Raw genomic sequence first — 646 nt, forward strand, 5'->3', positions numbered from 1 at the left:
AACCTTTCCGGTCACAGCACCGGGTCGGCGGAGCCGTCAGTCGACGTGCCACAGGAAGCGGTGGGTGTGGATCGCGAAGTAGGGGAAGTTCTCCACGGCCGCGACACCCTCGACGGGCCGTACGACGTCGTTGATGAAGTCCAGGAGGTCCCGGGGCCCGGGACACACCACCTCGGCGAACAGGTCGAAGCCGCCGGACGTGAGGACCGTGTACACGACCTCGTCGTGCCGGGACAGTTCGTCGGCGACGGCGCGGGGATCGCCGTCGACACGCAGGCCGAGCAGTGCCATCGCCTGCTGGCCCATGGTCATCGGGTCGGTCACCCCGACGACCTGGACCGCCTTGGCGTCGATGAGCCGCTGGAGCCGGAGCCTCGCGGCCGAGGGCGACAGCCCCACCTTGGGGCCCAGATCGGCGTACGGGATCCGGCCGTCGACCTGCAACTCCCGCAGGATGGCCCGGTCGATGTCGTCCATACGGGACCTCTCCCCTGTACGAATACGGCAAGCGTGATGCTTGTTTCAAGCACCATGCCGCATTCTCACGCGTGATTCAAGCGTATCGACAGCTGAATCGAGCACGGACGACAGAATCGAGCGCGGCAGACGACGGGGTCGAGCGAACCACGAGATCCGGCCCGCCGAC

General features: G+C 67.0%; 1 protein-coding gene. It reads right to left on the reverse strand.

The features are described from left to right. Positions 1 to 36: 36 nt before the first annotated feature. Positions 37 to 477, reverse strand: a complete 441-nt coding sequence (locus AOK15_RS36250; protein ID WP_055522752.1) for an Lrp/AsnC family transcriptional regulator — start codon at positions 475 to 477, stop codon at positions 37 to 39. Positions 478 to 646 lie beyond the last annotated feature (169 nt).

The sequence above is a fragment of the Streptomyces ossamyceticus genome (assembly GCF_001418475.1).
In the GTDB taxonomy this organism is placed as follows: Bacteria; Actinomycetota; Actinomycetes; order Streptomycetales; family Streptomycetaceae; genus Streptomyces; species Streptomyces ossamyceticus.